The following is a 25,954-nucleotide window of genomic DNA, read 5'->3' as shown; positions in this document are numbered from 1 at the left end:
GCTTAGTCGGTCCGCCAGGTCGCGGGCGACAGCATGATCAGCACGCAGATCGCTGCATAGGCGGCGAGCGACACCGTGACCATGGCGGCAAGCCCGGCCATTCCCGCGCCGAAATACGCCACAGCAATCCAGCCGCCGCCGGCCGCAATCAGGATGCGCGCGACCGAGGACAAGAGCGGGCCCAGCGCCTGGCCTGTGCCCTGCGCCGCGAACGACGAGACGAAGCCAAAGCCGAGCGCGGCATAGGCGGGCGCGACGATATGCAAATAGGTCACGCCCTCATTCACGACGTCGGCGTCGTGGCTGAAGAGATGCAGCCAGGCGGTCGGAGCGATCGCGACCAGGAGGCCGATCGAGCCGGTCATGATCATGCCGGCGGCGCCGCTGACCCAACCGATCCTTCGCGCCCGTGCGGCCTGGCCCGCGCCCATATTGACGCCGACCATGGTCAGCGTCGCCGTGCTGATGCCGAACAGCAGCGGGATCATGATGTAGTCGAGTCGCGAGGCGATGCCGTAACCGGCGAGGGCCGAGGTGCCGAACAGGCCGACCGCGCCGGTGACGAGAATGACGGTGAGGTTGGTGAGCACGGCGTTGAAGGCGGTGGGAATGCCGACCTTCAACATGTCGCCGAAGATTTTTGCGCGCAATGGCACGATGCGCAGCCTCAGACCGGATGCCCCCGAGGACATGTAGCGCAACAGGAACAGCATCGCCGCGCTGTAATAGAGGCCGAAGGCGACGCCGGCGCCGCCGATGCCGAGGCCTGGCACGGGTCCGTAACCGAAGATCAGCAGCGGCGAAACCGGGATGGTCACGATGGCGCCGATCAGGGTCACCAGCGCCGGCACTTTGACGTTGCCGGAGCCGCGCAGCGCGGCGGCCTGGAGGTTGACGATCCACGCCGGAATCGCGCCTGCGAAGAGGGAGTTGGAATAGATGGTGGCAGCTTCGAGCGCGCCGTCGCGGCCGCCGAGCGCGCGGAACAGCGCCGGACCGCCGAGATGCGCCCCCAGCGTGAACAGCGCGCCTGCGATGATCGCCAGCACGATGGCATGGAACAGCGCCGCATCCGCATCTTCGCGGCGGCCGGCGCCGACCGCACGCGCCACCGACGAGGCGACGCCGGAGCCGAACCCACCATTCGACATCATGGTCATCAGCATGAAGATCGGGAACACCAGTGCCGCGCCCGCCAGCGCATCGGTACCGAGATAGCCGACATAATAGGCCTCCGCGATGTTGACCGCGGTCTGCGCCACCAGCACGGTCACCGTCGGCAGCGCGAGCTGGAGCAAGGTCGGCAGGATCGGTGCGGTCAGGAGCGCGGCGCGGCGCCGGTCGGCCGGGGTCGGCGCAGGACGAGGCGCCGCCGCGCGGCGCGCAGGGGCCTCGATGACGGACAAGGGCGGCGCGGCAACGTCCTCAACTGACATTTGTTGGTGTCCCGTTGGTTATCGTGACTGCTGAAGATCCGGCAGCCATTGCATTATGCTCATAATTTATTATTATGATCGTAATGCAATGGCAAATCGATCACGATCCCGTGGCGATGCCTCTTCCAGGCCGGGCATCGGGAAGGAGTTGAGGCCCATGCGCTACGACAAGGGACACAAGGACGAGACGCGCCGGCACATCCTCGATGTCGCCTCAGCCCAATTCCGCGAGAGCGGAATAGCGGCGGTCGGCCTCGCCGGCATCATGTCGGAGGCGGGCCTCACCAACGGCGCCTTCTACTCGCACTTCGCCTCCAAGGAGGACCTCGTGCGGGAGGTGCTGACCGACGCGCTCACAAGACGCGAGGAGCGGCACAAGGCCAATCTGGAGAACGGCGTCGCGCTCGGGACCACGATCCGCGACTATCTTTCGGCACGGCATCGCGACCGCGCCGGCACCGGCTGTCCGACCGCGGCGCTGGCCGCCGAGATCGCGCGGCATCCGAAGGCGACGCGCGAAGCCTTCACCGAAGATCGCCGACATCATCGTGCTGATGGCGAAGCAGATCGGTCACGGCTCCGCGCAAGAGCGGCGGCGCAAGGCGATCACGATCTATTCCGACCATGGTCGGCGCTTTGCAATTGGCCCGCGCGGTCAATGACAGGCAACTGTCCGACGAGATCCTGCAGAATGCCGTGGAAGCGGCGGTGACAATCGCGAACGAACGCTGATCTATTCGGCGATCCGGCCGCCATCTGTGGCGGTTTGGAGGCGGCTGAAATGATTCTCTGGCTGCTGCAACACAGCGAAACTTGATGTGCCCGGAGCAGCCGGGTTAGCGTCTGCGCGCGGCCTTACAACTTCCCCAAGTTCACTGAGTTCGCACTGGACCGTCGCCTGAATCTGCTGTCAGGCGACGGTCCAGATTTCACTTCCGCAAAGCGGCAAGCTTGCGCCTGCGATCGTTACGCCGGATCGAACGCCCGGATCGGCGGCAGATTGCCGGTGAACTTCTCGACCTCCACGGTCGTGAGCTGGCCGGTGCAGCCTTGCGCGAAAGACGAAGTGCCGACGTCGCGCGTGAGCACGTTGGGATTGCCGTGAACGCAGAGCGGCACGTCGTCGTCCGGATCCATCGGATCGTACCAGGCGCCGGTCGGCAGCTGCACCACACCGGGCGCGATGCTGTCGGTGACATGCACCGCGGCAAGGCAGGCGCCGCGTTCGTTGAACAGGCGGATGATGTCGCCATCCGCAATGCCGCGCGCGCTCGCATCGCGCGGATGCATGCGCGCGACCTCGCGGCCGCGATGTTTGGCGCCAAGTGAATGACCGCCGAAGTCGAGCTGGCTGTGCAGCCGCGTTACCGGCTGGTTGGCGACGAGGAAACACGGCGCGCCGGGCTTCGGCATATCGCTCTTCTCGAGCCAGACCGGATGACCCGGACAATCCACATCGCCGTGGCCGGCAATCTTCGCGGAGTAGATTTCGATGCGTCCGCTGGGCGTCGGCAGCGGGTGTGCGACCGGATCCTCGCGAAAGCTGCGCAACCGGCCGCCATCGTCGGGCTGCTGCGGCACGACCAGGCTGCCGCGCCGCCAGAACTCCTCGAAGCTCGGGGCCTCCAGGCCGCGCTTGGCGAGCGAGGCGCGGGTCGGCTCGTAGAGATGCTCCAGCCATTGCCGCGAGGTGCGTCCTTCCGTGAAGGGCTCGCGCGCACCGAGACGATCGGCGAGATCGGCAAAGATTTCGTAGTCGTCGCGCGCCAGCCCGAACGGCTCGGCGATGCGATGCATCGCGACCATCAAGGGATCGTTGCTGGAATAGCCGATGTCTTCGCGTTCCAGCGTCATGGTCGAGGGCAGCACGATGTCGGCGTGGCGCGCGGTTGCGGTCCAGGCGAGCTCGTGCACGACCAGCGTGTCGACCTTCGCGAACGCCTTGCGCAGGCGGTTGATGTCCTGGTGATGATGGAACGGATTGCCGCCCGCCCAATAGACCAGGCGGATGTCGGGATAGGTGCGCGTCTCGCCATTGTAGCGATAGGTGCTGCCGGGATTGAGCAGCATGTCGGCGATGCGCGCCACCGGAATGAAATCACGGACGCCGTTGCGTCCCTGCCCCAGCGTCGGCCCCGGCACGTCGTTGACGCGGCGGCCGTAATAGCCGATTGCGCCGAGGGAATAGGCGTAGCCGCCGCCGGGAAGACCGATCTGGCCCAGCGCTGCCGCCAGCACCATGCCCATCCACACTGGCTGCTCGCCATGCTCGGCGCGCTGTAGTGAATGCGAGACGGTGATGAGCGCGCGCCTGCCGACCAGGCGCCGCGCCAGCGTACGGATCGCCTCAGCGCTCAGGCCGCAGATCGCCGCGGCCCACGCGGCATCCTTGGCCTGCCCGTCGCTCTCACCGGTGATGTAGCGCAAGAACACCGGCCATCCCTCGGTGTAGCGATCGAGGAAGGCCTGATCGTGCAGGCCTTCGCTGACCAGCGTGTGGACCATGCCGAGCATCAGCGCGGTGTCGGTGCCGGGGATGCACGTCACCCATTCCGCGCCGGCCTCGACCGGCAGGTCCTCGCGCAGCGGGCTCATCAGGATGAACTCGCAGCCGCGCCGGCGTGCCGCCGCCATGGCGCCCCGCTCGACATGCTTGCTGATCGAGCCGCCGGCCACCATCGAGTTCTTCAGCGCCATGCCGCCGAAGGCGAGCACGATCTCGGTCTCGGTGGCGATCTGCTCCCAGGTGACGTTGCGCTTGGTGATATCCTCGTAGCCCGCCATGATCTGCGGCAACAGCACCGAGGACGCGCCGGAGGAATAGGAATTCACCGAGCGGACATAGCCGCCCATGGCGATGTTGAGGAAACGGTGCACCTGGCTCTGCGCGTGATGAAAACGGCCCGCGCTCGCCCAGCCATAGGAGCCGCCGAACACGGCCCCGGGGCCACGCGTGTCGCGGATGCGCGTCAGCTCGTCACCGAGCAAGTCGAGCGCCTTCTCCCAGCTGACCGAGACGAATTCGTCGCGGCCGCGCTTGTCATCGGGACCGGGACCGCGTTCGAGCCAGCCACGGCGGATCGCCGGCTGGGCGATGCGCGCCTGGTGGCGTAACGCGCCGGGAAAATTATCGATGATGCCGTTCGGATCGGGATCGCCGGCATAGGCCCTCACCTCCAGCCCGGCGTCGCTGTTGCGTGCGGAAAACACGCCCCAATGCGAGGTGTGCGGCTTGAATCCATCAGACAAGTCGAGACCCGGATCGGGGAAACCAATCGTATCGTCCATCGCGTGGCCCTCATCGCGGAACGCCGTACAGGCGGCTCCGGTCGCAATCATCGCGCCAATATAAAGAGGCGGCCTCGTGAAGGGCAACGGATTACCGATGGCTGGAACCGAGCGCATGGCGGCATCCCGCGCCGTGCAGTCCTTGAGGGCGGAGTTCAAGCCTCGTCGTTGCGTTCCAGTGAACCGTCATCCCTGCGCAACGGCTAAGCCGTTGCGCAGGGATGACGGGGACGGAGTTGCGCTCGTTGTCCTTCATCCGCCATTTCGCCGCAGGGCCTTCCGCCTTTGTCGGCATTGCCGCCTAGTCTCCGATGCAACATGATGGGGGGCCGGTGACGACTGTTCTTGTGGCAGGTGGAGGTCATCTGATGGACGAAAACGACATCCGCGGATTTGTCGCGGAGGTGAAGCAGGGCACGCTGTCGCGACGCTCGTTCATCCGGACCATGGCTGCAGTCGGGATCGCCGCTCCAGTCGCGAGCCAGATCCTGCTCTGGAACGACGTGGCGATGGCGGACGCTACCCTTGCCTACAAGCCGACGAAAGCCGGCGGCGGCGGTCCACTGAAGATGCTGGTCTGGCAGGCGCCTACCCTGCTCAATCCGCATTTCGCACTCGGCACCAAGGACCAGGTCGCCTCGCGCGTCTTCTTCGAGCCGCTCGCGGGCTGGGACAGGGAGGGCAACCTCATCCCCTGCCTCGCCGCCGAGATTCCGACCAAGGCCAATGGCGGCCTTTCCGCCGACGGCAGGAGCGTGATCTGGAAGCTGAAGCAGGGCGTGAAATGGCATGACGGCAAGCCCTTCACCGCCGACGACGTCGTCTTCACCTGGGCCTACGCCGCGGATCTCGCCACCGCCGCCTACACCACGGGGTCCTACCAGAACATCACGGTCGAGAAGATCGACGACCACACCGTCAAGGTGATTTTCAAGGCGCCGACCCCGTTCTGGGCCGACCCGTTCGTCGGCTCTGTCGGTCAGATCTTGCCGAAACATCATTTCGGCGACTATGCCGGCGCGAAGTCGCGCGATGCGCCGGGCAATCTGAAGCCGGTCGGCACGGGTCCCTATACGTTCGTCGAGTTCAAGCCGGGCGATCTGCTTCGCGCCGAACGTAATCCCGACTATCACGTCAAGAACCAGCCCTATTTCGACACGTTCGAGATCAAGGGTGGCGGCGATGCCGTCTCCGCGGCGCGCGCGGTGCTGCAGACCGGCGAATACGACTATGCCTGGAACCTGCTGGTGGAGGACGAGATCCTCAAGCGCATGGAGGCCGGCGGCAAGGGCAAGGTGGAGTTCACGACCGCCGGCGGCATCGAGTTCATGATCCTCAACACGACGGATCCTTCGATCGAGGTCGATGGCGAACGTTCCAGCGTCAAGACCAAGCACCCGACGCTGTCCGATCCGGCCGTGCGACGAGCGATCAACCTGCTGATCGACCGCGACGGGATCCAGAAATTCATCTACGGCCGCGCCGCCGTCGCAACGGCGAGCTTCGTCAACCAGCCCACTCGATTCAAGTCGGGCAAGCTGAAATATGAGTTCAACCTCGACAAGGCGAACAAGATTCTCGACGAGGCCGGCTGGAAGATGGGCGCGGACGGCATCCGCGAGAAGGACGGCAAGAAGCTCAAATACGTCTTCCAGACCTCCACCAACTCCCCACGACAGAAGACGCAGGCCATCATCAAGCAGGCCTGCCAGAAGGCCGGCATCGAGATCGAGCTCAAATCGGTCACCGCGTCGGTGTTCTTCTCGTCGGACGTCGGCAACCCCGACACCTATTCAAAATTCTATTGCGACATGGAGATGTACAACGCCACGCAACCGCAGCCGGATCCGGAGCGATTCCTGAACCAGTGCGTCTCCTGGGAGGTCGCCAACAAGGACAACAAATGGCTCGGCCGCAACGTCTCGCGCTGGTCAGATCCAGAGGCTGACAAGGCCTACAAGGCCGCGCAGCAGGAACTCGACCCGATCAAGCGCGCAGCGCTCCTGATCAAGGTCAACGAGATCTTCTGCGAGGCCAACGTGTTCCTGCCGCTGCTGTCGCGTTACATCGTCGGCGGCGCCGTCAACAGCCTCGTGACTGATATCTCGGGGTGGGATGTCACGACGTGGAACTTGGCGAGCTGGTATCGGAACTGACACCGCAGTCCATGGACAGGCCCCTCACGCACTGCCCTGCCGGCGCTCGATCTCCGTATTCGTCCGGAATTCGCAAGATGCAGCGCCTGCCCTAGCGTGAAGCCAGGATTGACGCCTCGACTGCCAAAAATTTGGGCATCTTGTCTTCCGGGTTCCGAGAGGTTAGCTTCGATCCTATTTCTTCGTTCATTTCCGGTGGCTTAGGATGCGGATCGTCCTCACAATTTTGGCTATTTGGGTTCTGCTCAACATTCTGTTCGTGTTGCTCGTTATTCGCCCGCGCAAGCCTCTACCGACGTCTCGCGCGAAAACGCTCTCGCCGGCGGTCATCGAGCGCAGCCAGAGAGAAGCGGACCAGGACGAACCGCTCTTGCTTCGGCACGTCATCGTTTCCGTCGCGATGGGCGCTTTCTTCGTCCTCGCGCCGCCGCTCATCGCGCTCGGCGATACGATCATGCGCTTCTTTCGGAAGCCGCCGCCCAAGTGAAGCCGGGGCTGATTGGTGCTCCCCTGCTGATCCGCCTCAAGATGCTGGCTCAATAAGCTTCCTGGAACAGCACAGCCGAGGCCGTGCGCGCCATGATCTTGAGATCGAGCCAGATGCTCCAATTGCCGACGTACCAAACGTCATACTCGACCCGCTTTTCCATCAGGTCGATCGTCGGCGTTTCGCCGCGGAATCCGTTCACCTGAGCCCAGCCCGTCAGGCCCGGCTTCATGTGATGGCGATAGACATATTTGCTGATCAGCTCGTCATAGTAGTTGTCATGGGCGAGCGCATGCGGACGCGGCCCGACCAGTGACATGTCGCCCCGCAACACGTTCCAGAGCTGCGGCAGTTCGTCGATACTCGTCATGCGAAGGAAGCGCCCGATCCTGGTGATCCGCGCATCCCTTCTGGTTGCCTGCCTGATCGTCTCACCATCCTCGCAGACCGTCATCGTGCGAAACTTCCAGATCTCGAACGGCTTGCCATTAAAGCCGCGGCGTGACTGCCGGAAAATGATGGTTCCAGGGGAATCCAGCTTGATCAGAACGGCAACGGTCAGCACCAACGGCGTCAGGAGCACCAGCGCAAACAGCGCCACTCCCACGTCGAGACAGCGCTTTTGCAGCCGTTCGAAGATGCTGAGGGGCGGTCGCTGAATCTCGATCGCGACGCTTCCGCTGACCGGGAGAAACGGACGGGCCACCAGATCTGCGATCGGATCGTCGGGCAACAGGCGTATCGGCTGCGGCACAGCGCGCAAATAAGGCCCCAGCTTGCGCAGCAGCGGCAGCTCATTCCAGTCGATCGCGAGCAGATATTCGTCAACATCGGCCGAACGCGATTGACGGATGACGTCGCGGATCGCTCGCTCCCAGTGATCATCATCGCAATCGCCCCCAAGGACAAAATGGCGAACGACATCAAAGCCGTTCCGCCGCAAATCCTTGAAGCGGCTAGAGGTGAAATCGAGCGGCCGCAGACTCAGCAAGATCACCTTGCGATCAACCAGACGACTTCTCGCAAAGCTCGTACCGAACACGGCCTGCCAGACGAAGCGGAGACTGATCAGGCCGGTGCCACCGATAGCAGCGAAGACGAGGACAGTTCCTCGGGAGAGGTTGTCCGTCGACTTCAATAAGAAGGCCACGACGGCCAGGATGGTGAGCGACGTCAACCAGATGAAGAGCGCCTTTCGAAGCTGCCAGACCAGATTGAGCAGTCGGTGCGTCGCATAGACATCCCGAAAATAGGCGACCGTGACGAAAACGACTCCGACGAACAACCCGGCTCCTACCGACACGCCATCTGCGGGTGAAGCAACTGCTGCACCGTAGAGGGACGCCCCAATCACATAACTCAGCAGGATCAGCAGGAAATCGGCAGCTATGATCACGATCTGAAACGGTCTCTGAAGAGCACTGCCGCGCGCGGACAACAGCGCATGCGCGCCTTCATAACCGTAAGTTGCAACAGCCATTCGAACCTCTGCGTGTCGAGGAGTGCCTGACGCTCATCGTGATGCTGAAAGACTCGCCTCATCCCCGCGCGACAAGGTGTTGAGTGATCGCAGCGAGATTGTGGCGCCGCACGCAAAACTTTCGCGACGCAAGGATTGAACGGGTGTATTATGATGGATTTGCAACTGAGCAAGCATTTGTCACAACCTCGACACACGAATGCGCTGGTTGCCGCATTTCCAATCAAGTTCCGCTTCGAAATTGCGCGCGCGCAGCTGCGTAGATGCGCACGTCAGGCAACTGCGCTCGGCGAACAGCCGTCAGTTACGAGAAGTTCATCGGATTGCCATCTGAAGGTGCATCACGACAAGAGAGCGTCGGCATGCAACTCTGCCATGAATTTTGCTTCAGCATTGCAGCTGGCGTGGATTTGCCGCAGTCGTCGAGCGCGACGAAGAACCGATTCGGCAGAAAAGCTGCGCCGTTCGCCAAGTGCAACCTGGCAGAGAGAGCCTGGCACATTTCGGGACGCTCGACTTGGACGCAAGCCCTGCGAGAGCTGATCGTCTTAGAGGTTCTCTTACACCGATCAACGACACGCATGTTATGTCGTGGCAGTCGAAGGCCATAGCTGCCGAACGACGCGTAAAACCCCGAGGTCTCGGAGCGCGAACGACGCCTTAATTCGCCAGGCGGCCCCGCACCGCGATTTCGAAGTTGGACATGCAGGTTTCGAGACTGCGACCGGGGCTGTCATACAGATTCTTTGCCAGGTCGCGAAGACGCGTATGGGAACGTCCTTCGATTTCATCGAGGTCGGACGCGATATTTTCCAGCGCTTGCTGGAGACGCCGCAGATCGGAAAAATGAAGTTCTGCTCGGCCCATAGATTGCCCCACGCGAAAAACTCGGCGAGGAATCGAGTCTCGATGGTCTAGAGGGATTCGACATCCGGCAGAAACGGGACCGCGAAGGACAGCACCTTCGATTTCGGCATGTCGTTGCCCCAACCGCCCCCTCGCCAAGGGAGATAAAAAGTCGATTTAAATAATTGCCAATGTTGTTGATTTTTTAATCGCGGTCAATACCGAATTAATACGGCTCATTATATAGGCAAGGGTACAGTCCAAGGGTAGGTTGCTTGCGGCGCCCTGCGAGCCTGTGCCGAGACGGAGCGAGCCTGCCATAGCGCCGCCTCCAGGAGGCAGGCCCTTCTCTCAGTCTCACGATTGCACGGAGCAGCGAAGACCGCCATTTGCCGCCGCTAATGTCACGGTCACCATCCGATTCTTTCGGACCGCGAACTCGCAGAGTTTTCGGCTTGTCTCACCCCGTCTGACCTGCAGACCGGCCGTGCCGGTCGGCTGCTGGATAACGAGGCTGCTGCGGGTGCCGAAATCGAGCATCGTTTCATTGAGGACCAGCGTGTCGCCGACGGCCAAGCTGGCAAAGCTTTTCTTCACCTCGACGAAACCTGTTTCCTCGCGCCAGTCACACCCAGCCAGTCCAACCGCGAGCGCAGCCAAAACGGCGCAAGTAAGCTTCAGCCTCATGACTCCGGCGGCGTGAGGCTTCGGATGAAGAGCTTCAATCCTTCCGAGGCTCCCCGCACGTCACCGGCGAGATTCCGCACCACCCTGACCATCTCGTCAGCGTTCTCGACCTCCAGCACCTCGGAAGCATAGTCGCCCCGCGTCTGGACGGTCTTCAGGAGCTGCGCAAATTCGCCGCTGGCCTTGGCCAAATCGTCCGTCGCCTTCACCATTTCGGCAACGTTCTGATCCCAGCGCTTCTGCAGGGCTTGCCGTTCGGACGGCGTGAATTTGGTGTCGTTGCGCATCTGCTCCTGCTTGGAGCGAGCATATCCCAGCGCGCGGGCACCAAGCTTCGCAATCTCGCCGTTGTCCACGACCAGCCCCAGCGTCTGGGAAATCAGGGCCTGAAGCTCCTCGACCTGCTGCTTCGCAGCGTCGGGCCTGGACAGGGATTCGATCGTTTTCGCCTTTTCCTCAATCCTCGCGTTCACCCCTTCGAGGCTCTTGCGGACATCGCCCAGCTGGGTGCGAAAATCGTTGAGCGGGGTGGAAGGGGCCGCTGCGGACGCCGGTGACGACGGTCCGTTCTCTGCGGCGCGCACCGGGATTGTCGTGACCATGGCAGTGCACAGCAACGCGGCACAGATGGCCCCGCGCAAGGACAAGCTCAGCTGTCTGGGGGTGAACAAATCAGTCATCGCAAACCTCCAGGACCGTTAGCAAACCAATTGAACATCCGGCGGCTCGACAAGCGAGTGCCGATCATCCATGCCGATCGCAGCGCATTACCACCAGAAATAGGGAAATACCCGATACTTCAGCCGCGGATTACCGTAGTAGCCAGGGCCCTCATACGGGCCGTAAAAATTGCCGTCCCCATAGACCCAGCGTGCGACCGGCTTGCGGACCGGGGGACGATAGCAGCGCCCGCCCTCGTCGCAGATCACTTTGACTTGCTCGACCGCCAGATTGGAATGAGGCACCGCGGTTTGAGCCAGAAGCGGCGCCGCGGACGCCACACCTGCCAGCATCATCGAAAGACCGGCGATTGCTCCAGCCAGTTTCAGCATTGTCTTGCCCCTCGGATCCGCCCGATTCAAATTCCACAGAGTTAATAGTCTTAATAGTCTCTTATCCGCAGGACAAGGCCACAAGGCCGGCCCTGGGCCGTCTGGCTCTCGCCGAACCGCCGTTGCGATCTATCTGCCACATCGGCCGCCGATGGGCGGCGCGGCAGCCCCGGGGAATCAAGGCTAGCCGGGGCGGCCAGAGGGGTGACGAGCCAGTTCGTTGGAGGCGAGCGCCGCCGCCCAAGGACATTGCTAACCAATTCCGTTTGCCATGCGAGGAGCGGTCGCGCTTGCACTGATTTCCGCTCGATGAGTTGGATGCTATGTCTGGGCTCAATTCAAACCGCACCCCAATCCCGGTATGGCCTTTCCGTCAACTTTCCGCAGTCGCTCTTGCCTACGGCTCATGGGCCTTGCGACACTGCTATTGTCCCTCCCGATCGCCATGGCCCCCCGGAGCCAGGGACAAGAGATCGGCCGCCTGTACGCGACCAGACCGCCGCCGGGATATGCCTTCATCAGGGTGACCACATTGTCCGACGGGGATCGCCCTCAGGTTCAGGTCAATTCGGCGGATCTGCAGATCAACGAGGCCACAGGCGCGAGCGCCTATCGTGCCGTTCCGGGAAAGAAGCCGCTCAACCTGGCCGTCAACGGCTCCACGATCTCGAAAGATGTTGTGCCGGGCGCCGAGGCCTATCTCACCCTGGTAATCTCGAAGACGAACTCGAGCTGGGCCGTCCAGTCCATCGACGAGGGCCAAAGCTCCGGCGATGGCCTGAAAGCCAAGCTGCGCTTCTTCAATCTCGTACCCGGGTGCACGGCCACGCTGAAAATTGCGGATGGACCGACGATCTTTCAGCAAACTCCGTTTGCCACCGTACAGTCTCGCACGATCAATCCCGTAACCGCAAAGCTCGAAGGCGCCTGCGGCGAAGCCAACGCGTCCCTGACGCTGCCTCAGCTGCGCGCCGGCGATTACTACAGCCTATTCCTTCGCAAGGATTCCGAACGGCTTCGTCTGACCGGTCAATTGGATGAGACCGAGCCCTATCGAGAGCGCTAGGCCGCACGCCGATGGTGTTCGTCAGCGACTCCTTCGTCTTTCTTTTTCTGCCTGTATTTCTGCTCGTCTATGCGATCGTCCCTGCCCGCTTCCGAAATGCCTCGATCCTGCTGTTCAGCCTGATTTTCTATGGCTGGTGGCGGTTCGACTTTCTCCCGCTCCTCATTGTCATCGCCTGCTGGTCGTGGGCGACGGGCCTCTGGATCGTCCGAAGCGCAGGAAGAGAACGTCGGATCGCGCTGCTCGCCGCCATCCTTGTGCCTCTCGCGAGCCTGATCTGGTTCAAATACGCAAACCTGCTCGCTGAAAGCCTGCTGGCTCTGGGAGCGCCGATTGGACATTGGACGGCAGTGCCTTTGCCAATCGGCCTCTCGTTCTTCGTCTTCGGCGCCATCTCCTATTCGGTGGACGTCTTCAGAAAGACCGTCGCCGCCGAGCCAAGCCTGGTGAATTACGCCACCTATCAGGCCATGTTCGGCCATCTCGTCGCAGGTCCCGTGGTGCGCTACCAGTCGGTGGCGGAACGCCTGACGTCGCGCTCCTTCGATCTTTCGGAGTTCACCGAAGGATGGCGCCGCTTCATGCTCGGATTTGCCCAGAAGGTGCTGCTCGGAGACACGCTCGCGCCGCTCGTCGATGCCGGCTACTCGCTGCCGAACCCTGGCATGGCCGATGTCGCCTTGACCGTCACCGCCTACACGCTGCACCTCTACTTCGATTTTGCCGGCTATAGCAGCATGGCGATCGGGCTGGGCCTGATGGTCGGTTTGAAGTTTCCGGAGAATTTCGACGATCCCTATCTGAGCAAATCGATCACCGAATTCTGGCGCCGTTGGCATATCAGCCTGTCCAGCTGGCTCCGCGACTACCTGTACATACCTCTCGGCGGAAACCGCGTCGGCATGGTTCGGTCCTATTTCAACCTGCTGGTGACGATGGCCCTTGGCGGCCTCTGGCACGGCGCAAGCTGGACTTTTCTGGTCTGGGGCATTTGGCATGGGCTGGGGTTGATCGCGGCGCGGCTCTGGAATTCAGCCCGTGCGCCCGCAATCCCGGCACTCGTCTCACATCTCCTGACAATGATTTTCGTCATGATCGGTTGGCTGCTGTTTCGCGCTCAGGACTGGCAGGTGGCCCAAACGATGATGTCGGGGTTGCTGGGATTTAACGGGCTATCCTTTTCGCCGCCGATGATCGCGACGGCGCGGCCGACCGAACTGCTGACGCTCTGCCTCGGTCTGTTCGTGGTCTACGCGCCGGCGCTGCCCGACCACCCGTTGCGGCGCTACGTCGCGCGCCCACCGTTCGAATTGGCACTGCTCTTGTGGCTCTGCGCCTTGTGGACGATGCAAAGCCGCACGGTGATTCCGTTCCTGTATTTCCAGTTCTAGGGAGCACGCGCGATGATCAGGGCTCTCCTCGTGCTCGCAGTGATCTTCTCAGGACTGGCCGCGGTGCTGACCAGAGGCCACGACGCGCTCGGCGAAGTGCTGAGAACGACGACCGTGAATGATCTCACCAACGGCCAATTTGCCCAGCACATCGACAAGGCGATTTTCAATGCGGTGCCGCGGAGCTCCACACTCGACGGACTGGTGATCGGCGCGCAATATCGCCTGCTGCATGATGCAGGCCGCCAGGTTCACGCGGGATGCGGTGATTGGCTTTACTCGATCGAGGAACTGAGGGCCGATAGATCTGACGCCGACAACATGAAGGCGCGCGCAGAGTTGCTGCCCTATCTCGTGCGCTCGGTGTTGCGGCTCGGCACTGCCCTCGTGATCGTGCCGGTCCCGGACAAGGCCGAGCGGGTCGAAGAGCAATTGTGCGGCATGCGAGCGCTTCAGTCCCGGAGTCGCGATCACTTCCGGGAGGAGCTTGCGCGCATCGACGGCGCCATCATCGTCGATGTGAGACCGGCTTGGCCCCGCCCGGGCTACTGGCACGAGGATACGCATTGGGATCAATCGGGTGCCCGATTTGCAGCGGACAAGATCGCGCAAGCGATCACGGTGACGATCGGACCCGGCGGCGACAAGGTTCGACTGTCCGAAGGCGCCTGGCGCAACCGGACAGGTGATCTGGCCCGGCTCGCAGGCCTGACCGAGGCGCCGATCCGGCTGGCACCGGCGCCCGAGCAGGAGCGCGACGTGAAGGCCGAGATTCAGCGCGGCGGCGGCTTGCTTGACGATGCCGAGGACGCGTCCGTCATTCTTGCCGGCTCATCCTTCTCGCTGAACTCGGCATTCGCCGACTATTTGCAGGTGGCCCTGTCGCGAGAAGTCGCACAGGTCAGCGAGCCCGGAGGCGGCTTTGCGGGAGCTTTGCTGGGACTGCTCGAAAAGAACCCGAGCGGCCTGGCAAAGGCCAAGGTCGTCATATGGGAATGGCCGATGCGATCGTTGACCGCGCCGCTCACCGATGCGGAGCGGCGCTTTCTCGAGCGGTTGCGCAAACAGGCTGCGCGATAGACCGTTCAGCCGCACAAACATTTCGGGGCGATGGACGTCAACGCCAGAAAGCAAGAAGGCCGCCTCACGGCGGCCTTCGCGTATTGAGATATTTCGCGTCGCTCAGGCGAGCCGCACGTTTCCAGCAGAGCGGCGATAGGCAAGGAAGCCGACGCCGAGGAAACCGAAGATCATCATCGCCCAGGTCGAAGGCTCCGGAACGGCGGAGATCGTCGTGGAGAGGAACATCTCTCCGGTCAGATCCGGGCTCGACCAGATCCACTGCGCGCTCGTCGAGATATTGCTCAGCGGCTGGCCACCGTTGTTGTTGGTCCAGATGTTCGAACCACCATTCGTGCCGTAGCTGATCGGGGTTCCCGACGGCGCAGACCAGTTAACCGCTCCACCGGTGGCGTCGGACGCGCGCCAGTTGGTGGTGTTGGTCAGGAGGGATTGGGAGCCGTTGGAGAAGACATAGTTGCCGGTCAAGGAGAACTGACCGAGGAAAGCATCCGGATTGCCGCCGGCCATGTTGGCCGGACCAAAGAAATTGTCACCGACGACATGAAGATAGTAAGTGCCGGACGTGAGGTTGGTCGAGAACGAATAGGTCGTCGGCCAGTTGTTTCCCTGCGTCAGCAGCGTGCCGATAGACGAGTCGTTCGTGCTGATGTAGACCGAGAACTGGTTGTCGGCGGTGAGATTACCCGTCAGCGTCGCAGCCTGGGATGCCGTTGCACCAAGTCCGGAAAACGCCAGCGCGAAGGCCACAGCCACCACGGATTTAATATTCATCAGCTCACCTCCCTTTAATTAATTAAATTTTAATTGACGGTAATCCATAGCGCCTGATGCACCTCCCTGTCAATCGAGCAAGAACCAATCAGACTAAGTATTAAGTCACGAGCTGATGGCCTCTTGGCGCCGGGCCAGTTTCAGCTATCGTTGCCGCGAACCGCCAAAACAGCCCTGACTTGCATGATTTTTGCCCAGCCTGCGCCGGACGCACCGGTTTTTTCCCCCATCAGCAGCCGTCTGATTAAATTCAAAAAAATCGTGGCGGCGACAGGCCTCCTTCTATGTCTCGCGGCGATGCCGGTTCAGGCCAATGACGCCGTCGTGGAAGGCAGGTCCAACTGGCTGTTCGCGGGTTGGGAGAGCCTGACGACGGCAAAACCGGATGCCGAAAGGGCCTCGCTCCGGCTGATCTCGGAAACGGCAACCCTGCTGGCCGAGAAGAACGTTAAATTGGTCGTCGTGGTGGTCCCCCTGAAGCCACGCTATTACGAAGCCCTGCTCCCCGACGGCGCAGCCATGTCCGACCTCGTGCGGGCGCGCTACGACCGGCTGCTTTCCGGGCTGCGTGCCGAGGGCATCAAAGCTCCCGACGTCCGGGACGCGCTCCGAACCGTGCTGGCTGCGAAAAAAGAGGTGTTTTACCGCACCGATTTCCACTGGACGACTTTCGCGGCGGAAGCCACGGCGGATCTGGTCGCCGATGTGACCACGGCCGAAGGACCGCTGCCGGGAAAGCCGGGCACCGGAGCCCCGTTGGGCGAATGGATGAGCGACCGGCACCTGGGCGATCTTGCCGCCAACTTCCTGCCTCCGGAACGAAAACGAGCGATCGGGCCCGAAGCCTACGTCATCCGCGCGGCGGCTCCCCCTGCAGCCGGGCTGCTCGACCCAGACCCGTCTCCGGTCGCCGTCGTCGGCAACAGCTTCGTGCAGCCCTATTTCGGGTTTCCGCAGCGCCTGTCCAACAAGATCGACCGGCCCGTCGCCTTGAAATGGAATCCCGGAGATGTCGGGCCCTGGGCGACGCTGCTGCAATATCTCCAATCGAGCGAATTCACGACGGCCTCCGTCAGGTACCTCGTCTGGCAGTTCAACGAAGCGCAAATCCAGAACGGGCCCGACGCCGTTGGCGAATGGGCACCACAGAGTATTTCCACTTCTGCCGCGTGGCGCGGCAAGGTTGCAGATGCCTTAAAAAATCGATGAAAAGCTTAATTTTCTCTGATGAGCGGCCTGCTACCTGAAACTGCAGAACAATTATCGAAGCAATTGCGCAACACACCGCGGAAAATCATGACTTTTGAAGGCCTTGTTGCGGTCGGAGATCAAATTCCGGTTCCGCCAAATCGCCCCCTCCGCTAATCTCTGGGACGTAAGTTTTATCCGCCTGTTGGGGGCCATGTTTATTTGGGGTGCTGAACGTCCGGGACGACGTAAGCTGCGGGCTGCCATCGGCGGTCTTCTGCTTTCGCTTGTCTTGGGCTGCCCGGCCGGCGCCCAAAGCGCTGACCCGGATCGTCCGCTCGAGGGCGAAGCCTACACCTCTGCCGAAGAGGCCTATAAGGCGTTTGGACAAGGCAACTATCAAGCGGCCGCGGCGCAGGCTGCTGCATCGGTCGCGCTGCGGCCCGACATCCTCCGCTTGCGATTGCTGTTGATCGACTCGCTGGTTGCCGCAGGAAATCTCGCATCGGCTGAACAGACGACTGCGGAGGCGCTTGCGACCTTCGCCTCGAACCAGGAACTCGAGTCCCGGCAAGCCAGCATTCGCCAGCGCCTTGCACAACAGCCGGCTGGCGAGGGCTACAAGGCGCTCGAACGGGGTGACACGAAGGCCGCCATACGTGCCGCTCGCAAGGCCGTGGAGTACGGACCGGACGTGATGTCCTATCGGCTGCTCTTGCTCGCGGCCCAACTCGCCGACAACAGCCTTGCAGGTGCCGCCGAGACCGCATCGGAGGCGATCAAGCTCGATCCCGGTAACTACGTGCCGGTGGTCTGGCGGGCTTATATCTACCAGAAGCTCGGCAACCGGACCCTCGCCGCCGCCGACTTCAATGCGGCACTTGGTCTGCCCGATCTCACCGACACCGAGAAGAAGCAGATCCGATTGATTGCGGCCGACGCAGCCCTTGCGTCAGGCGACGCTCGAGCGGTCCAGAGCCTGCTTCAACCCTATCCCAAGACGGACCCGCTGGTCGTCACACGGATCGGCGACGCTGATGCCGCTGCCGAAGGCAAGGCGACGCTGAAGGGCGACGGCAAGCTCATGCCGATGCCCGTGCAGGATTGCCGCGATACGCCCTATGGCTCGGTGTGCAGTCTGCAGGCGCCGCTCGTTCAAAGCGTTGCCACGCCCATCGACAAAAAGGCCGAGGGCATTGAAGCGGCTGGAAAGGCCTACGAGGCCAGCCGGGCCAAGAACTACGGCGTAGCGATCGAGGAGGCCAAGAAGGCGATCGCGGACGCGCCCGAGATCGCCAGCACCCGGCTGCTGCTGATCAATCTGCAGCTCACGGCCGGCCGGCCGGCCGAAGCTGAAGCCACAGCCAACCGTGCGATCGCTGACGGCCTCGCCAATGCCGAGATCTACGCGCAGCGCGGGTTTGCACGGAGCCGCAACGGCAATGACCGAGGCGCGATGGCCGATTGGGAGACCGCACTTGCGCGAGGGCTTCCACCCGAGCAGGTGCGGAATGTCCGTCTCGCGCTGGTCGACACCGCGCTCAAGACCAAGGATCTGCAGCGAGCACTGCGCTCCATTCCGCGCGCAGGCCTTGACTATGAATTCACCATCCGGCGCGCCTACGCTTATCAAGGCCTGGGACGGAAGGATGAGGCCTTGCGGGACTTCAGGTCCGCTGAGCGCCTGTCGCTGACCAACGTTCAGCGGGATGGCGCCATCCAGGCGCAGATCAACACGCTTCTGGAGCTGGATCGGAAGCCCGAAGCACGGGCGATCTTCGATGCGGCAATCGCGCGCGGACAACTCCGGTCGATCAGGGACGCGGACGTGGCCTATATCGGCGTTGCGGTCGGCAACGATAAGGTGGCGCTGGAGCTGTTCGATCGGGCGAAAGCCAATGGTGCACTTCCTCCCCGGGCGACCATCGATGCCGGGTACACGGCGATGCGGCAATTCCAGAATCCGAAGGCCGTCGCCTATCTGATGGAAGGCATCGATGCGAAGGCGGACGGGCGCATCAATATCGACGACCAGAAGCTGTTCGAGACACGGCGGACGGTGGCGGATCTGACACGCGTCTGGGGGGTCAATAGCTCGATTTCCTACGGCAAGGTTGGATCGGCTCCCAATCCCTTCCTGACCATCAACTCGCCGGCAAGCACCTACACCTCGCAGTTGGGATCCGAGATCTATTACCGGCCCGAGGAATTCGGAAACCGCAACGGCGCGCTGTTCGAGGTTTTCGGTCGGGTATTCGAGACACTGTATGACCAGGCTGGCGGCCCCACCGGACTGCGCACGACCCAGGGCATGGCCGGCGCGCGGTGGAAGCCGTTCTCCGACCACAACCTCGTCCTCGAGGTCGACAAGCTGTTCCGGCTCGGCGACGCGGCGCGCGATGATACGCTGCTCAGAGCAGCCTATTCCTACACGGTCGGGACCGACTTGCGGGCGATCGATACTCACTGGCCGACCTGGTACATCTACACGGAGGTCGACCGCTTCTTTGAGAAGACGCAGCTGGTCGGGCTGTTCGAGGGACGCTTTGGTCACAGCTTCCGGCTGGATCCGATCAGCAGAAACCTGGTGTTCTTCCCGCACGCCGTCATTGCGGCCAGCTACGACGATTCATTCGCAGTTCGCGACGCTTACTCCGCCGGCCTCGGCGGCTCCATCCGCTACTGGTTCGGCGAGACAAAGTATATTGCGCCTCCCTCTTATTGGGAGCTGACGTTGCAATACCGGTTCAGGGTTGCCGGCGACAAGCGCGCCGAGGGCATCTTCGCGCAGACGTCCATCAACTATTGAGCAGCCGTCGTCTGAAGGCGCTCGCTCAATTGGGGCGAGTCGTCACGTCCGTTACTTTGCGGAATGTGCTTTTTTGCCTATCGAAGCCGCAATCGACCGGCCCCGAGCGCGATCTGATGAACCAGGCAATGATTCGTCTTCCAAGACCGCCCTCGGGCGGTCCTTGTCTGGTCGCTGGTCTTATGCGCCAAAGATCCACACGATTCCCGTGGTGATCGCCCAAAGCCAAGCAACCATCCCGACCACGAGTGACGTGACGTAAAGCGAGCGCATCTTCCAAATCCTTAGTGACGATCGAGGCGCCAGGTATCCGCCTCGAGGACACGCTGCCTGAGCCGCAAGACTTCAAGGTAGCGCTCAGCAATAGTTTCTCCGACCGGAGGCCGCTTTGGCACCCGCTTGGCCTTCTTCAATTCACGGGGTTTCCGTCCCTTCGGAAAAGCACCTTTCATGAAAATCTCCAAGGTCTAACAAGAAGCAAAACGTGTACCAATGCATTGAACCACAACGACCGAAGCAATGTTGGTCACGCGACGTGCAGCGTGGTTCGATCAACGTCCCGTAGACCCGCTCAACATGCAAAAAATTCCAAGCCAAGCAAACAACCGCAGCAACACCACTCCACGTGGGGAACGCAGCGCACGAAAATTCGGGCGTACGTGACGAGATTCTTGCTGCGGTATTGCGATGAAGCCTAACGCCCTGGCTGAGTTTTCGTCAATTCGATTCTGGTCAACGACGCAAAATGCATGTTGGAAATGAATGGCCGTTTATGAAGATGAACAAAGTCGACGACGTTGATCACGTGCGAGGGCTGCAAGGACTGCTCGGACTGAAGCCTGCTTGCTACGAAAGTTGAGTCCCGCGAGATACGCGTGACCAAGCAAGCCTGCGTCACCAAGCTCCGAATGAGGATGCGGCAAATAGCCCGGACGTCCGTTGCCTCACTGTCATCAAGGCATCGGAACCGTCGTGCGACGTCTCCCTCACTCTAAGAAAAATAGGAGCCGTCTCTTATGTTTCGTAAAATAACTGCACTTTCCATCGCAGGATTTCTGGCCCATGCGGCCCCTGCGTCAGCTGACGTAATCAGCAATCCGACCAACACTGACAGCTTTATGTACCTCTCCGGCGCTTCGGTCGGCGGTCAGCAAACGCAATTCGTGGGACAGACGTTCACCGCTTCGACGACGGGCGCACTTACCGATTTTCGGTTCACGCTGAACAGCTCGACCATCCCTTCGCTGTATGGCGCGGTGTACCTGTGGGACGGCTCCAAGCCGACCACGCTGCTCTGGCAGAGCCCCGTCGTGTCTGGCGCAGCCGGCCTTCTCGACTTCTCTCCCGTGGGTGCCAACGTCACGCAAGGCCAAACCTATGTTGCGTTCCTGAGCACCTACGGAATCGCCAACGACAGCGGCCTCGCGACCGTTGGGGATTGCTTGTCGTTTGGCGCCTGCAACTCCAACGCAATCCCTAACCTTGGCAACATGGTGTGGGCCAATGTTCTTGCCGACGGTCCCAGCTGGACGTCCGTGACCTTCAGGGACGCCGCCTTCTCGGCGACGATCACAAGCCCCGTACCCGAACCGTCAACCTGGGCGATGATCATCCTGGGCTTCGCCGGCTTCGGCTTGCTCGCCAGCCGTCGCAAGCAGGAAGGCGCACTCGGCGCAGCTTGAGCACTTGCCCCGACGCATGTCGCACGGAAGACCGCCTTGGGCGGTCTTCTTTTTGTCCTCAGAAGAATGACGACCAGGCTTGGTGATTTCCAACCGAGACGACCAACCAGCGCAAATTTAATCGAGGAGCACCCGAAACCGGGCCCCCGCGGCGCAACATGACCAGAGGTTCACACACCGTACATATAAACAAGGCGGTCTCGAATATTTTAACACCGTCTTAGCGTTACACGTTGACCGCGCTACGAAATCGGCTTACGCCGAAAACGCGAGTTAAAAGAAATTAAATCAGAAAATACCAACAGGGCAGAAAATGAAGATTAAGAACATTGTCTTGGCTGGCCTGGCTGCTACGCCCATCCTCTGGAGCGCGCCAAGCCAGGCTGCGCTTGTCTATAGCTATTCCACGAGCGGATGCTTCACGAGCGGACCGAGCTGCACGGCCGCCGCGACTGCCTCGACTGGCGGAGCGGTTCACGGCGAAGGCGGGCTCAACTTCAAGGGAACGACGGCTACGAACAAGTCGGGGCCGAGCCTCAACCTCGGCAGCATGTCGCTTCAGAACTTCCTGTTCGACGACCCATCGGCAACGACGTTCGACCTGAAGGTCTCGTTCACATCGCCGACCGGCGCCGGCTCGAGCATCTTTACCGCGGACCTCGTCGGCCTGATCTTCTTCGGCCTGGGCTACGTCGAGATCGATTTTGGCAAGCCTCAGACGATTAAGTACGACGGCGGTTCGTTCAAATTGGCGATCGATGACATCTATCTGTTTTCGCTTGATGCCAAGGATCCGATCACCGGGCACGTCTCGGACGTGACGTCGAACCCGCCTCCCGTCGCCGGCGCGGTGCCCGAGCCTTCCACCTGGGCCATGATGCTTCTGGGCTTTGGCGGCCTCGGTTTCGTGACCTATCGTCGCAAGCGGGCGATGGCGACCGCTACAATCTGAAAGGCTCTCAGAAGGCATGCGAGCCTGACTTCATCGCGCGATGATCTGCGCAGTCCGGCACGAACACACAACGCTCCTTGATGAACTTAGCTAGCGCCCCAGCTCCGATCCGAACTCGGAGCTGGGGTCTTGTGTCTGTGCCAGACCACATTGGCTGCAGGAATTGGATTGCTGGCAGGATCGACTTTTCGTTCGAGCTCATGACGGAGCGCGCAGCCAGCCTGGATGGCACGCCTTAGCCCAGCCCCGACACCCCGCGGATTTCGACGGTCAGAGCCCCTGGGAAATTGACGACAGTGAACGCATGGTCATCATTCTCACTGGCGGGTGGACCGCGAAGCATGCGCCTCGAGCAACCGCTGTCTTAACCGCAATACTTCCAGATATTGCTCCGCGATACTTTCTGGAGTCGGCGCCTTCTTACGAATGCGCTTCGGCTTCGTGGTCTCGCGCGGCTTCCGTGCCTTCGGCAATATCTCTTTCATGAAAATCCCCGCCCAAAAAAACCAAGCAGACTGGATCCGAGCAGATCGATTGTCCGCTTTCCCTGCGTTGGTCACAGGCCGATGCAAAGGAGTTCGATCAAGGTTCCGTGACACTCTTCGTACCGCGAGCTGCAAAACGTGCCCAAGCATCAATGCTCATGTGCTCGCAACATGAACACGGCGCCTCAGCAGCGGGATCGCGGCTACCAGGCAGCTCCGAAAAAGTTTCGCATAAGCTAGAATCGGGGACAGCCGCCGACAAAGCGCAACACACGTTGGCCAATGAATATCGTGCGCATCGCCATGGCTCGATACGTCTCGCCACGGCTTTCGACAACGAGAGTACGAGCGCTGGGACATGCATGTCAGAGGGCAGAACCGCAACACCAGAGGCGCGCTTCAATCGCGCTGAACGTCGAGCCGGCGCAAGCGATCCCAGACGACGCAAATGCTCAAGATAGTCGCCGCGGCCACCCCATTCACGCAAAACGCGCCGTATTCCGGCAGGCAATTCAGACAGGTTCCGACGATCTGCATGGGCAAGCTCCCGAGGCCGTGAGCAGCTTACGCCACCCCGAGGGCCTGTCCAAGCCGGGAAGATTACCGGCTGTCTGCGCTCGCAGTTGAGCTGGCCAGCGTTCAGCTAAGAGCTCTCAATCGACGTCCTCGGCGCAGCACCATTGCGATTCCGAGAAAACCGAAGATCAGCATGGCCCAGGTGGGCAGTTCCGGCACCGCGCCGACCGCGCTCAATTCAAGGGTCCCTAGCTCGCCGGGAGAATAGAGCGGCCCGGAATCGCCGCTTGTCGTCGAGGTTGGAGGATTCGGCAGGAAGGCAGAGAAGCCCGGGCTCGCATTGGGAAACGGAGGAAGAAAAGTGGAAAGCGCAGGATCGTAGGAGAACAAATTGCCGTAATTTCCGGTCCCGAACGAAAACAGGATTCCGTAGAAGGAGAAGCCTCCCGCGGCAGGATCGAACTTATTGTCGACCACGAAGAAGGGCAGATTGTTGGAATCCACTGGGGAAGCAACGATGCCATGGATTGCACCGCCAAATCCCGCAGCAATGCCGGTTGCGAGAACCGTCCCGGTAATGTTTTGGACGTCATGCGTGGCGTTGTCGTACGTAAACTGTCCCTGAATGAGGTAGGAATCGCTCTTGAAATTGAACTGCTCGGTCACGACGCCGGCGTTGGCGGATGTCACCGCAAGCATGCCGCCAAGCAGAGCAGCCGACGCAATCTTCAAAATGTTCACGAACTTGTCCTCGTCAATTGAAGCGGGAATGAAAACAGCTTTGCCGGCGAGCCCTTGCTGAACGTCGTCATCCACCGAGGCGAATCGCAAAGGCCAGCCGCGGGAGAGCACTCTCGCGTCGCTAGATCTGTCTTGCTGGGATTTTCGGGATACTAAATCGAACGCTTACTGATTCGTGAAAAAATATAGCCGAATCGACAATCCGCCGCGCGCGAGAAATGCCCCTGCCAACCGGACAAACCGACTCACGCGCCAGTGCGATGAGGCCTCCGAGATCGCAGTCCGATCAAGACGCCGATTTGAATTTTTCCATGCTCAAACAGATGGTGGCCGCAAACCGGTTCGAACGGTCTTCTGCAAAATCCGGCATCGACAGCTTGGCAAAATTGGCCAGGGCCTGCGCGGCGGGAGCGGCTTCAGCGCTGATCGGTTCGGTCAGGGTCGAATCACGCTCGACTGCCTCGTCTGCCGCGTTGAGCGCGGCGAGCAGCACGCTCGTGATCGAGTCAGGCAACATCACATGTCTCCGCCAAAGGTTGCGCGCCGCAACCTCCCATATCATCTCGGCCAACGAGTCGACAGATCGACTCCCAAGCGGCGGAGGGATTTCTCGGTGGCGTGACATCGTTGCGTCAGGGCGCGACAACAAGTAGCAGTCGCTCGCCCTGATGAGATCGCCTCAATGGGAATAAAAACCCTGCTCGCCTATTCGCAAGGCAAGACAGTTCGGCTCGGCCGACACAGATACATCGACTCTACCAACTCGACCCTGTGGAAACGGCCCGTACGCCCTTCAGCGCGCATCCTGCTACTGAAGGAGCGCCAAGAAAGATCAGGCGGACGCCAACTCGCGCCTGCGGCGATAAGCAAGCGTGCCGATCCCGAAGAAACCAGCGATCATCATGATCCACGTCGAGGGCTCGGGAACAGCCGACGAGAAGAACTGCACTTCGCTCAACATGATCCAGGGCTCGTAGCCCAAACCATTATTGCCCAACGCCGCATTTTCGTAGAAGCCGCTAACGTCATCGACGAAACACATCGGATCACATACCTTGCCTGCGTTTGGTCCGACGACGTGATTATCCCGGTAGTTGATACCGTCCTGCTGCAACGCTCCCCGCTCGAGCGTCAGGCTGAACAATGAACTCGAGGACAACGAGCCGAACCCGCTCAGCGTGATCATGGCCGTAAACGGATTGAGCAGGGTTTCCGCCATGCTCGCTGCTACGGACTTGCCATCGACATTCAACAGCACATTTTGCGGCGCCGCGACCAGACCGTTGAGATTCCCAATGGCAGGGTTGTTGGCTGCAACATAGAGGTTGATCGAACCAACCTGACTGCCGGGCTGCAGGTGAAATACGATGGTCGGATCCTGGTATTTCCACCCGACATACTGGGTGGGCTGCCCATTCAGATACGTACCATTCTGAATCGTTCCGGTCGCACCTGTCACCAGTGAATAGACCTGAGTTGCGATCGTCCCGTCGGCCAAAATGCCCTTGCCACCCGTTAACAGTGCATCCTTGGGCGCAGCATTATTAGGGACCGGCTGGTTCGAGCCATTTTTGCTGGCGTTCGGGTCAACCGTATGCGTCACGTTATTCGTGTAGCTGAAGTCGAAATAGTTTGGGCCGAACGTGTACTGCGTCGCCCCATTACCATTGTTCATGTCGTAACTCGTCACCGTAATCTCGGAGGCCAGGGCCGACGACGAGGCGAGGCAGGCGGCAATGAAAGCGATGGATGAAAATGACCTAAACGACATTCCAATTCTCCGGCTGGCCCGACGATTAAGTTGGGACCATTTAACCTGCTATTTATCTTAGATTTTA

The 25,954-nt window shown here is 61.1% G+C and carries 21 protein-coding genes and 1 pseudogene; 10 read left to right on the top strand and 12 right to left on the bottom strand.

Features of this window, described 5'->3' with window-relative positions:
- Positions 1 to 2: 2 nt before the first annotated feature.
- On the bottom strand, positions 3 to 1,436 hold the full coding sequence (locus JQ587_RS26260) for an MATE family efflux transporter (RefSeq protein ID WP_212427241.1): 1,434 nt from the start codon (positions 1,434 to 1,436) through the stop codon (positions 3 to 5).
- A 157-nt stretch (positions 1,437 to 1,593) separates the two neighbouring features.
- Here JQ587_RS26260 and JQ587_RS26255 point away from each other — a divergent pair, with 157 nt between their 5' ends.
- The gene (locus JQ587_RS26255; protein WP_249154525.1) at positions 1,594 to 2,148 is read left to right on the top strand and encodes a TetR/AcrR family transcriptional regulator; all 555 of its coding nucleotides are present in this window, start codon (positions 1,594 to 1,596) and stop codon (positions 2,146 to 2,148) included.
- Positions 2,149 to 2,402: 254 nt separating this feature from the next.
- Here the strand turns inward: JQ587_RS26255 and JQ587_RS26250 are convergent, their stop codons facing one another.
- Entirely contained in the window at positions 2,403 to 4,724 is a 2,322-nt protein-coding gene (locus JQ587_RS26250; RefSeq protein WP_212427240.1) for a molybdopterin guanine dinucleotide-containing S/N-oxide reductase, read from the bottom strand.
- Positions 4,725 to 5,092: 368 nt separating this feature from the next.
- On the opposite strand from JQ587_RS26250, the gene JQ587_RS26245 reads away from it, so the two are divergent.
- On the top strand, positions 5,093 to 6,880 hold the full coding sequence (locus JQ587_RS26245) for a peptide ABC transporter substrate-binding protein (RefSeq protein WP_212427239.1): 1,788 nt from the start codon (positions 5,093 to 5,095) through the stop codon (positions 6,878 to 6,880).
- Positions 6,881 to 7,085: 205 nt separating this feature from the next.
- The gene (locus JQ587_RS26240) at positions 7,086 to 7,367 is read left to right on the top strand and encodes a hypothetical protein (RefSeq protein ID WP_212303825.1); all 282 of its coding nucleotides are present in this window, start codon (positions 7,086 to 7,088) and stop codon (positions 7,365 to 7,367) included.
- 49 nt (positions 7,368 to 7,416) lie between these two features.
- On the opposite strand, the gene JQ587_RS26235 is transcribed toward JQ587_RS26240, so the two are convergent.
- The 5 genes from JQ587_RS26235 to JQ587_RS26215 all read right to left on the bottom strand — a co-directional run bounded on the left by JQ587_RS26235 (position 7,417) and on the right by JQ587_RS26215 (position 11,432).
- On the bottom strand, positions 7,417 to 8,847 hold the full coding sequence (locus JQ587_RS26235) for an undecaprenyl-phosphate glucose phosphotransferase (protein ID WP_212427238.1): 1,431 nt from the start codon (positions 8,845 to 8,847) through the stop codon (positions 7,417 to 7,419).
- Between the two features lie 660 nt (positions 8,848 to 9,507).
- Positions 9,508 to 9,714 carry a hypothetical protein gene (locus tag JQ587_RS26230; protein ID WP_212427237.1) on the bottom strand — a complete coding sequence of 69 codons (207 nt, stop codon included), beginning with the start codon at positions 9,712 to 9,714 and terminating at the stop codon, positions 9,508 to 9,510.
- A 336-nt stretch (positions 9,715 to 10,050) separates the two neighbouring features.
- A complete protein-coding gene (locus JQ587_RS26225; protein ID WP_212427236.1) occupies positions 10,051 to 10,380 on the bottom strand; it encodes a hypothetical protein in 330 nt (109 codons plus the stop codon).
- Positions 10,377 to 11,060 carry a hypothetical protein gene (locus JQ587_RS26220; RefSeq protein WP_212427235.1) on the bottom strand — a complete coding sequence of 228 codons (684 nt, stop codon included), beginning with the start codon at positions 11,058 to 11,060 and terminating at the stop codon, positions 10,377 to 10,379. The genes JQ587_RS26225 and JQ587_RS26220 overlap by 4 nt, the downstream gene beginning before the upstream one ends.
- 87 nt (positions 11,061 to 11,147) lie before the next feature.
- Positions 11,148 to 11,432, bottom strand: coding sequence for a hypothetical protein (locus JQ587_RS26215; RefSeq protein ID WP_212427234.1), 285 nt, complete (start codon positions 11,430 to 11,432; stop codon positions 11,148 to 11,150).
- A 361-nt stretch (positions 11,433 to 11,793) separates the two neighbouring features.
- Between JQ587_RS26215 and JQ587_RS26210 the strand changes: the two genes are divergently transcribed.
- The 3 genes from JQ587_RS26210 to JQ587_RS26200 are packed head-to-tail and all read left to right on the top strand — an operon-like array spanning position 11,794 to position 14,969.
- The gene (locus tag JQ587_RS26210) at positions 11,794 to 12,498 is read left to right on the top strand and encodes an alginate O-acetyltransferase AlgF (protein WP_212427233.1); all 705 of its coding nucleotides are present in this window, start codon (positions 11,794 to 11,796) and stop codon (positions 12,496 to 12,498) included.
- 11 nt (positions 12,499 to 12,509) lie between these two features.
- The gene (locus JQ587_RS26205) at positions 12,510 to 13,889 is read left to right on the top strand and encodes an MBOAT family O-acyltransferase (RefSeq protein ID WP_212427232.1); all 1,380 of its coding nucleotides are present in this window, start codon (positions 12,510 to 12,512) and stop codon (positions 13,887 to 13,889) included.
- 12 nt (positions 13,890 to 13,901) lie between these two features.
- A complete protein-coding gene (locus JQ587_RS26200; protein ID WP_212427231.1) occupies positions 13,902 to 14,969 on the top strand; it encodes an alginate O-acetyltransferase AlgX-related protein in 1,068 nt (355 codons plus the stop codon).
- 102 nt (positions 14,970 to 15,071) lie between these two features.
- On the opposite strand, the gene JQ587_RS26195 is transcribed toward JQ587_RS26200, so the two are convergent.
- The gene (locus JQ587_RS26195) at positions 15,072 to 15,743 is read right to left on the bottom strand and encodes a PEPxxWA-CTERM sorting domain-containing protein (protein WP_212427230.1); all 672 of its coding nucleotides are present in this window, start codon (positions 15,741 to 15,743) and stop codon (positions 15,072 to 15,074) included.
- Between the two features lie 183 nt (positions 15,744 to 15,926).
- Between JQ587_RS26195 and JQ587_RS26190 the strand changes: the two genes are divergently transcribed.
- From JQ587_RS26190 to JQ587_RS37215, 4 genes and pseudogenes are all read left to right on the top strand, one after another.
- Positions 15,927 to 16,952: an alginate O-acetyltransferase AlgX-related protein gene (locus tag JQ587_RS26190; RefSeq protein WP_212427229.1), complete on the top strand. Its 1,026-nt coding sequence runs from the start codon at positions 15,927 to 15,929 to the stop codon at positions 16,950 to 16,952.
- A 193-nt stretch (positions 16,953 to 17,145) separates the two neighbouring features.
- Positions 17,146 to 19,740 carry an NfrA family protein gene (locus JQ587_RS26185; RefSeq protein ID WP_212427228.1) on the top strand — a complete coding sequence of 865 codons (2,595 nt, stop codon included), beginning with the start codon at positions 17,146 to 17,148 and terminating at the stop codon, positions 19,738 to 19,740.
- 1,016 nt (positions 19,741 to 20,756) lie between these two features.
- A complete protein-coding gene (locus tag JQ587_RS26180; RefSeq protein ID WP_212427227.1) occupies positions 20,757 to 21,422 on the top strand; it encodes a PEP-CTERM sorting domain-containing protein in 666 nt (221 codons plus the stop codon).
- An 835-nt stretch (positions 21,423 to 22,257) separates the two neighbouring features.
- A pseudogene (locus JQ587_RS37215) lies at positions 22,258 to 22,374 on the top strand (PEPxxWA-CTERM sorting domain-containing protein); the annotation flags it as partial.
- 884 nt (positions 22,375 to 23,258) lie between these two features.
- On the opposite strand, the gene JQ587_RS26170 reads toward JQ587_RS37215, so the two are convergent.
- The 4 genes from JQ587_RS26170 to JQ587_RS26155 all read right to left on the bottom strand — a co-directional run bounded on the left by JQ587_RS26170 (position 23,259) and on the right by JQ587_RS26155 (position 25,887).
- Positions 23,259 to 23,396: a hypothetical protein gene (locus tag JQ587_RS26170; protein ID WP_212427225.1), complete on the bottom strand. Its 138-nt coding sequence runs from the start codon at positions 23,394 to 23,396 to the stop codon at positions 23,259 to 23,261.
- A gap of 102 nt (positions 23,397 to 23,498) precedes the next feature.
- Positions 23,499 to 24,191 (bottom strand): hypothetical protein, encoded by a 693-nt coding sequence (locus JQ587_RS26165; protein ID WP_212427224.1) that lies wholly within the window; start codon positions 24,189 to 24,191, stop codon positions 23,499 to 23,501.
- A gap of 211 nt (positions 24,192 to 24,402) precedes the next feature.
- Positions 24,403 to 24,633 carry a hypothetical protein gene (locus JQ587_RS26160; RefSeq protein WP_212427223.1) on the bottom strand — a complete coding sequence of 77 codons (231 nt, stop codon included), beginning with the start codon at positions 24,631 to 24,633 and terminating at the stop codon, positions 24,403 to 24,405.
- Between the two features lie 315 nt (positions 24,634 to 24,948).
- Entirely contained in the window at positions 24,949 to 25,887 is a 939-nt protein-coding gene (locus tag JQ587_RS26155) for a PEP-CTERM sorting domain-containing protein (RefSeq protein ID WP_212427222.1), read from the bottom strand.
- Between the last annotated feature and the right edge of the window lie 67 nt (positions 25,888 to 25,954).

The organism is Bradyrhizobium manausense (genome assembly GCF_018130615.1).
Classification (GTDB): Bacteria; Pseudomonadota; Alphaproteobacteria; order Rhizobiales; family Xanthobacteraceae; genus Bradyrhizobium; species Bradyrhizobium manausense_A.
This window is presented reverse-complemented; position numbering and strand designations above follow the sequence as displayed.

Bases quoted from the DNA above. Each gene is read 5' to 3' on its own strand.
- JQ587_RS26260 (WP_212427241.1), bottom strand. From the start codon at position 1,436: ATGTCAGTTGAGGACGTTGCCGCGCCGCCCTTGTCCGTCATCGAGGCC.
- JQ587_RS26255 (WP_249154525.1), top strand. From the start codon at position 1,594: ATGCGCTACGACAAGGGACACAAGGACGAGACGCGCCGGCACATCCTC.
- JQ587_RS26250 (WP_212427240.1), bottom strand. From the start codon at position 4,724: ATGGACGATACGATTGGTTTCCCCGATCCGGGTCTCGACTTGTCTGAT.
- JQ587_RS26245 (WP_212427239.1), top strand. From the start codon at position 5,093: ATGGACGAAAACGACATCCGCGGATTTGTCGCGGAGGTGAAGCAGGGC.
- JQ587_RS26240 (WP_212303825.1), top strand. From the start codon at position 7,086: ATGCGGATCGTCCTCACAATTTTGGCTATTTGGGTTCTGCTCAACATT.
- JQ587_RS26235 (WP_212427238.1), bottom strand. From the start codon at position 8,847: ATGGCTGTTGCAACTTACGGTTATGAAGGCGCGCATGCGCTGTTGTCC.
- JQ587_RS26230 (WP_212427237.1), bottom strand. From the start codon at position 9,714: ATGGGCCGAGCAGAACTTCATTTTTCCGATCTGCGGCGTCTCCAGCAA.
- JQ587_RS26225 (WP_212427236.1), bottom strand. From the start codon at position 10,380: ATGAGGCTGAAGCTTACTTGCGCCGTTTTGGCTGCGCTCGCGGTTGGA.
- JQ587_RS26220 (WP_212427235.1), bottom strand. From the start codon at position 11,060: ATGACTGATTTGTTCACCCCCAGACAGCTGAGCTTGTCCTTGCGCGGG.
- JQ587_RS26215 (WP_212427234.1), bottom strand. From the start codon at position 11,432: ATGCTGAAACTGGCTGGAGCAATCGCCGGTCTTTCGATGATGCTGGCA.
- JQ587_RS26210 (WP_212427233.1), top strand. From the start codon at position 11,794: ATGGCCTTTCCGTCAACTTTCCGCAGTCGCTCTTGCCTACGGCTCATG.
- JQ587_RS26205 (WP_212427232.1), top strand. From the start codon at position 12,510: ATGGTGTTCGTCAGCGACTCCTTCGTCTTTCTTTTTCTGCCTGTATTT.
- JQ587_RS26200 (WP_212427231.1), top strand. From the start codon at position 13,902: ATGATCAGGGCTCTCCTCGTGCTCGCAGTGATCTTCTCAGGACTGGCC.
- JQ587_RS26195 (WP_212427230.1), bottom strand. From the start codon at position 15,743: ATGAATATTAAATCCGTGGTGGCTGTGGCCTTCGCGCTGGCGTTTTCC.
- JQ587_RS26190 (WP_212427229.1), top strand. From the start codon at position 15,927: ATGATTTTTGCCCAGCCTGCGCCGGACGCACCGGTTTTTTCCCCCATC.
- JQ587_RS26185 (WP_212427228.1), top strand. From the start codon at position 17,146: ATGTTTATTTGGGGTGCTGAACGTCCGGGACGACGTAAGCTGCGGGCT.
- JQ587_RS26180 (WP_212427227.1), top strand. From the start codon at position 20,757: ATGTTTCGTAAAATAACTGCACTTTCCATCGCAGGATTTCTGGCCCAT.
- JQ587_RS26170 (WP_212427225.1), bottom strand. From the start codon at position 23,396: ATGCAGATCGTCGGAACCTGTCTGAATTGCCTGCCGGAATACGGCGCG.
- JQ587_RS26160 (WP_212427223.1), bottom strand. From the start codon at position 24,633: ATGTTGCCTGACTCGATCACGAGCGTGCTGCTCGCCGCGCTCAACGCG.
- JQ587_RS26155 (WP_212427222.1), bottom strand. From the start codon at position 25,887: ATGTCGTTTAGGTCATTTTCATCCATCGCTTTCATTGCCGCCTGCCTC.